The organism is Streptomyces phyllanthi (assembly GCF_009377205.1).
Taxonomy (GTDB): Bacteria; Actinomycetota; Actinomycetes; order Streptomycetales; family Streptomycetaceae; genus Streptomyces; species Streptomyces phyllanthi.
Map to the genome: position 1 here is coordinate 1 of NZ_VJZE01000544.1, position 5567 is coordinate 5567.

Annotated in this window: 5 protein-coding genes; 3 read left to right on the forward strand and 2 right to left on the reverse strand. The window is 72.7% G+C overall.

Annotation, left to right across the window (positions count from 1 at the left end):
- Positions 1-62 precede the first annotated feature (62 nt).
- The gene (locus FNH04_RS40370; protein ID WP_152791154.1) at positions 63-929 is read left to right on the forward strand and encodes a transglutaminase domain-containing protein; all 867 of its coding nucleotides are present in this window, start codon (positions 63-65) and stop codon (positions 927-929) included.
- Positions 930-972: 43 nt separating this feature from the next.
- Here the strand turns inward: FNH04_RS40370 and FNH04_RS40375 are convergent, their stop codons facing one another.
- Together FNH04_RS40375 and FNH04_RS40380 are read right to left on the reverse strand one after the other, a co-directional pair.
- Positions 973-2562: a sensor histidine kinase gene (locus FNH04_RS40375; RefSeq protein ID WP_322725272.1), complete on the reverse strand. Its 1590-nt coding sequence runs from the start codon at positions 2560-2562 to the stop codon at positions 973-975.
- Positions 2563-3267, reverse strand: a complete 705-nt coding sequence (locus FNH04_RS40380) for a response regulator transcription factor (protein WP_322725273.1) — start codon at positions 3265-3267, stop codon at positions 2563-2565.
- 218 nt (positions 3268-3485) lie between these two features.
- Here FNH04_RS40380 and FNH04_RS46945 point away from each other — a divergent pair, with 218 nt between their 5' ends.
- Both FNH04_RS46945 and FNH04_RS40390 read left to right on the forward strand, forming a co-directional pair.
- A complete protein-coding gene (locus FNH04_RS46945; RefSeq protein ID WP_194236984.1) occupies positions 3486-3824 on the forward strand; it encodes a hypothetical protein in 339 nt (112 codons plus the stop codon).
- On the forward strand, positions 3821-5110 hold the full coding sequence (locus tag FNH04_RS40390) for a glycosyltransferase family 4 protein (RefSeq protein ID WP_152791156.1): 1290 nt from the start codon (positions 3821-3823) through the stop codon (positions 5108-5110). Before FNH04_RS46945 ends, FNH04_RS40390 begins: the two co-directional genes overlap by 4 nt.
- Positions 5111-5567 lie beyond the last annotated feature (457 nt).

Consider the following 5567-nt stretch of genomic DNA (forward strand, 5'->3'; position numbering starts at 1 on the left):
TGTATAAGAGACAGACCACCTACGGGCGGGCACGGGGTGGACCCGAACCCCGGGGGGCGAACATGACCAGTCGACTGCTGATGCCGTACCGGGCTGCCCGGGGCGCGGACGCCGTACGGCACGGGCCGGGCGACCGCGCGGAGGCCGTGAGCGGCTCGACCCGCCCCACCCGGATCCTGGACCGGGAGCACCCGCGCGTCACCGCGCTGGTCGCACGTGTACGGGAGGAAGCCGCCCGGCCCGACTCCCCGACCGGATCCCCGCTCGACTCCCCGACCGGATCCCCGCTCGACTCCTCTACCGGCTCCCCGCTCGACGCCCTCCGTACCGCCCACGGGATCATCGCCCGTGAGGTCCGCCCGGTGTACTCGGTCGACGACAGCCGACGCGCCTCGCGCACCCTGGCGCTGGGCCGGGGCTCGTGCAGCCAGCGCATGGCCGTACTGGAAGCGGTCGCCCGCGCGATGGACGTCCCGACACGCGTACGGGGACTGCTCGTCGACGGAAGTTTCTGGTACCCGCGGTTCCCGCGACTGAAGCCGCTGGTGCCGGAGCAGGTGCTGCTGGCGTGGCCGGAGTTCCGCGTCCACGGGACGTGGGTGCCGATCGGCGAACTGTTCGAGGACGCACGGACGGACTCCTCCGGCGGGCCCACCGACAGCTTCACCGACGGCTTCACCAACAAGGGCGGCGAAACCCTGTTCGACGCCGTGGCCCGAACCGGCCTGCGCTGGGACGGCCCGGTCAGCTGCGGCACCCAGGACGGAACCTGCGACCTGTCCGCCCAGGTCCTCGCCGACCTCGGTTACTTCACCTCCCGCGACTCCCTCTTCGCCGGCCACGGCCAGACCCTGTGCGGCCTCGCCCGCACCCTCGGAGAGCCCGTCCTCGGGCGCTGGAGCGCGGGGGCACGAGGCACGGCTGCCTGAGAACCCACGCGGTCAGGCACCTGTGCGGCCGCCCACAGGTCCCTCAGCCGTCCTCAGCCGCCGTACTCACCGTGAACCCGATGACCGACCCCCCGTCCTCCCTCCGGAAGGCGAACGGCTCGCCCCCGTGGGCCGTGGCGACCTCACGGACGATGGACAGGCCGAGCCCGGAGCCGGGGAGGCTGCGGGCGTCCGGGGCGCGGTAGAAGCGGTCGAAGACACGGATGAGGTCGGTCTCGGCGATCCCCGGGCCCCGGTCGAGCACCTCGACTCGGACGGCCTCGGGGCCGGTGCCGTCACCGTCCGCGGGCTCCTCCGCTCCGACGGCCCCCTCCCTCACCGCCTCCGTCACGGCGGACCACGTCCCCACGCCGGAGCCGGGTCCGGAGCCGGGTCCGGAGCCGGGTCTGGTCCCGAAGCTGGACGCGGACCCGGACCCGGACCCGGAGCCCGCGTCCCCGTCGGCGGCGACACCCGTCACCACGATCTCGATCACCCCGGTCCCCTCGCGGTCGAACTTCGCCGCGTTCTCCACCAGGTTCGACACCGCCCGCTGCAGGGTCCCGGCCCGTCCGGCCACCGTCGTGTCCCCGTGTGCCCGCACCGTGATCTCCCGCCCGGTACGACGCCGGGCGGACCCCGCCACGTCCTCGGCTATGTCCGCGAGCGCGACCCGCTGGACCGGCTCGGTGCTGGACTGGCCGGCCGCGAGATCGACCAACTCGTTGACCAGGTCCGTCAGTTCGCGCGCCTCCTGGGTGAGGTCGGCGACCAGTTCCTCGCGGACCGACGCCGGGAACTCGTCGATACGGCGCAGGAGAGAGATGTTCGTACGCAACGACGTGAGCGGCGTGCGCAGTTCGTGGCCCGCGTCCTGGACCAGCCGGCGCTGGTCCTCCTCCGACTGCGCGAGCCGTACGAGCATCCGGTCGAAGGAACGGCCGAGCCGGCCCACCTCGTCGCGGCCCGTGACCGGCACCTGGATGGAGAGGCGGCCCGTGCGGGCCACGTCCTCCGCCGCTCCCGCGAGCCGCACCAGACGCCGGGTGAGCCGGCGGGCCAGCCACCAGCCGAACAGTCCGGCCGAGACCACGACCGTCGCCTCCAGCAGCACGGTCCGCTGCTGGAGCTCCCGCAGCAGGTCCTCGGTGTCGCTGAACTCCTGTGCGACCTGTACGGCACCCCGCCCGTCCCCGAGGGCGACGGTGGCCACACGGAAACGGTCGTCACCGAGGGGCACCTCGTCGTGCTCGGCCGTGTGGCCCGCGACGACGGACGCGGCCGTACGGCGGTCCACGGCGCGCACGGGCAGAACCGGGCTGCCCCGGTCCACCAGCGCACCGCCCGGGCCGAGCACCTGCACATCCGTACGGCCGAGCCCCATCAGCTCGTCACGCGGACCGCCCTGGTCCGAGGACGCGTAGTCCTCCGGGCCGAACTCACGCTCCCGCACCTGTTCCTGAAGGTCCCGCACCACCTCGGCGAACACCGTCTGCTGGTCCACCCGCACCAGACGTGCGGCCGCGCTGTAGCTGAGGACGCCCACGAGGACGGTGACGACGGCCGCCACGGCCGCGAAGGACACCGTGAAGGTCGCCCGCAGGGAGGAGACCCGGCCCAGGCGAAGGCGCACTCAGTCCTCCCTCAGCACGTACCCCACGCCGCGCACCGTGTGGATCAGTGCCGGTGACCCCGGTTCGTCGAGCTTGCGCCGCAGATAGCCGACGTACACGGCGAGGTTCTTGGAGCCGGGGCCGAAGTCGTAGCCCCAGATGCGGTCGTAGATCGTCGAGTGGTCGAGCACGATCCCGGCGTTGCGCATGAGCAGTTCGAGGAGGTCGAACTCGGTACGCGTCAGCTCCAGCTCCCGCGCCCCGCGCCAGGCCCGCCGGGCGTGCACGTCCATACGCAGTCCGGCGGCGGAGAGGAGCCCGTCCGCCTCGCCGGGTGGTTTGGGTACGTCGGTGGAGTTACCCGTCCGGCGCAGCAGGGCGCGTAGCCGGGCGAAGACCTCGTCTACGTCGAACGGCTTAACGACGTAGTCGTCCGCTCCGGCGTCCAGACCGGCGATCCGGTCGGCCGTCTCGACGAGCGCGGTGAGCATCAGGATCGGCGTCCGATCACCCTCCGCGCGCAGGACACGGCACACCTGGAGGCCGTCGATGCCCGGCATCATCACGTCCAGAACGAGCACGTCCGGTGGCGTCCGATGGGCCTGCGCGAGCGCCTCGACGCCGTCAGCGACGGCCGTGACCTCGTAACCCTCAAGGGTCAGCGCGCGTTCCAGGGCATGTCGGATGGCGCGGTCGTCCTCGGCGAGCAGCACATTCTGGGGCACCCCACCAGTCTGCCAAGGCCATGGCCCTCCACCACCCGGTGGAAGGGGACGGGAACGGGCTTCTTACCCGCCTCTCACCGGGGCCGGGCGGGTGGCTTACCTCGCCGGGCCACGGTGTCCGGTGTGCCAGGACGGACCGCGCCTGACCGACATCACACCAGAAGGGGTCGTACGGGCCGCAGAGGGTCACAAGGTCCGGGAAGGGGCGTAGGGATCGGATGGATCTCAGACAACGCGGCAAGGGCAGCGGGAGCGACGAGGCCGATGCGGGCCGAAATCACAGCGATCGCCCGGAGTGGTACGGACAGGACGGGTACGCGACACCTATGGAGCTGACGAGGAGCGGCCCGCACACCGACCGGACGCGCGACCCACGCGCGACGAAGACGAACCAGTACCCGACGAGCCACCGCAGAACAGACCACCGCACAACAGACCACCGCCCCACGATCCACCCCACGCCGATCCACCGCACGCCGATCCACCACCCCACGATCCACCCCACGCCGATCCACCACCCCACGATCCACCGCACGAAGACGAAGGTCAGCGCATGAAGATCGTGTTCCTGCTGCACAACGCCTACGCCATCGGCGGCACCGTCCGCACCACGCTGAACCTCGCGTCCGCGCTGGCGGACCACCACACGGTGGAGATCGTGTCCATGGCCCGGCACCGCAAGGCCCCCCGCTTCGGGATCGACCCGCGGATCAGCCTGGTTCCCCTGGTGGACACACGTGCGGGCAGCACGGACACCTCCGACCCCGCGTTCGGTCAGCCGGCCGTCGACTTCCCGGCCGAGGACCGGCGGTACCGCCAGTACAGCCGTCTCACCGACCTCAGGGCCCGGGCCCACCTCTCCCGCTGCCGCGCGGACGTCGTGATCGGCACACGCCCCGGCCTCAACGTGTACGCCGCCCGCTTCGCACCCCGCCGCGCGCTGCGCATCGGCCAGGAACACCTGCGCCACGACGCGCACACCAAACGGCTGCGCAAGGTGCTCGCCCGCCACTACCGGGAGCTGGACGCGGTGGTGACGACGACCGAGGCGGACGCGCACGCGTACCGGACGCGGATGCCGCTACCGGGCGTCCACGTGATGTCCGTGCCGAACATCGTCCCGGAGGTCGGCGTCTCCCCCTCGACCGGCACCACCCCGGTGATCGCGGCAGCGGGCCGGCTGGCCCCCGGCAAGCGCTTCGACCTGCTCCTGGAGGCGTTCGCACGGGTGGCACCGAAGGAACCGGACTGGCAGCTGCACGTCTACGGCGGCGGCAAGCAGAAGGAGCGTCTGCGCGGTCTGGTCGACGAACTCGGCCTCTCCGGCCGGGTACGTCTGATGGGCCCGCGCACCCCCATCGAGGCCGAGTTCGCCAAGGCGTCCCTGGTGGTGAGCGCCTCGGACGCGGAGTCGTTCGGGATGACGCTGGTCGAGGCGATGCGCTGCGGGGTACCGGTCATCAGTACCGACTGCCCGCTCGGGCCCGCCGAGATCATCACGGACGGTGTCGACGGCCGCCTCGTCCCCGTCGACGACCCGCGCGCCCTCGCCGACGCCATCCTCGAACTGATCGCGGACGAGGGGGCCCGCCGCGCCATGGGCCAGGCCGCCCTCCAGAGCGCCCACCGCTACGACGCGGCCCCCGTCCTCGCCCGCTACGAGCTCCTCTTCGCCCAACTCCGCGCCACCCGCTGCCGCCGCGCCTGGGACCGGGAGCTGGCACGCGCCAGGTCCTGGGCCCGCCGCCAACGCCGCTCCCTGCGCCGCCGTGCACGGGCACGGGGCGCCCGCCCGGGGTGGCTGCCGGGGGCGCGTTCGGCACGTGCGGCCCGGGAGACGTGAGGGTGCGGGAGATGCGAGAGGCCCGGGAGACGCCGGTGAACGCGTACGGGGGTGGATTTCGTACGACTCGGTACGGAGCGGAGTTCGCACGAGGGTTCGTACGGCAGACGAGGCCCCCGCGTCTCCGCTCCTCCAGGACCACCCAGCCCGCCAGGGGACGGCGCGGCTGGGTGCCAGGTTCCGGCCGGCCGGCCCTTGGACACCCCCAGGCAGGGGCCGGCCGGTACGGAAAGGGCGGGCCGGGACGGTAGGCGCGAGCGGCCATCCATCGCCCACGCTCACGGCCGCACACCGCCCGACACCCGGCCCGCCCCGCGAACTAGGGCGTGTTTCCTAGGGCCTCAGCGCCGCGAGTCGCTGCTCGAAGGGGACCACGGCCGGAAGATCCGCCCCGGCCTCTTCGGTCCGGAGCTCGGGGGCGCTCTCAGGCGCCCCCGCGGTGGCACCCCTCAAGCCC

Coding starts and splice junctions, on each gene's coding strand:
- FNH04_RS40390 (WP_152791156.1), top strand. CDS start 3,821: ATGAAGATCGTGTTCCTGCTGCACAACGCCTACGCCATCGGCGGCACC.
- FNH04_RS46945 (WP_194236984.1), top strand. CDS start 3,486: ATGGATCTCAGACAACGCGGCAAGGGCAGCGGGAGCGACGAGGCCGAT.
- FNH04_RS40370 (WP_152791154.1), top strand. CDS start 63: ATGACCAGTCGACTGCTGATGCCGTACCGGGCTGCCCGGGGCGCGGAC.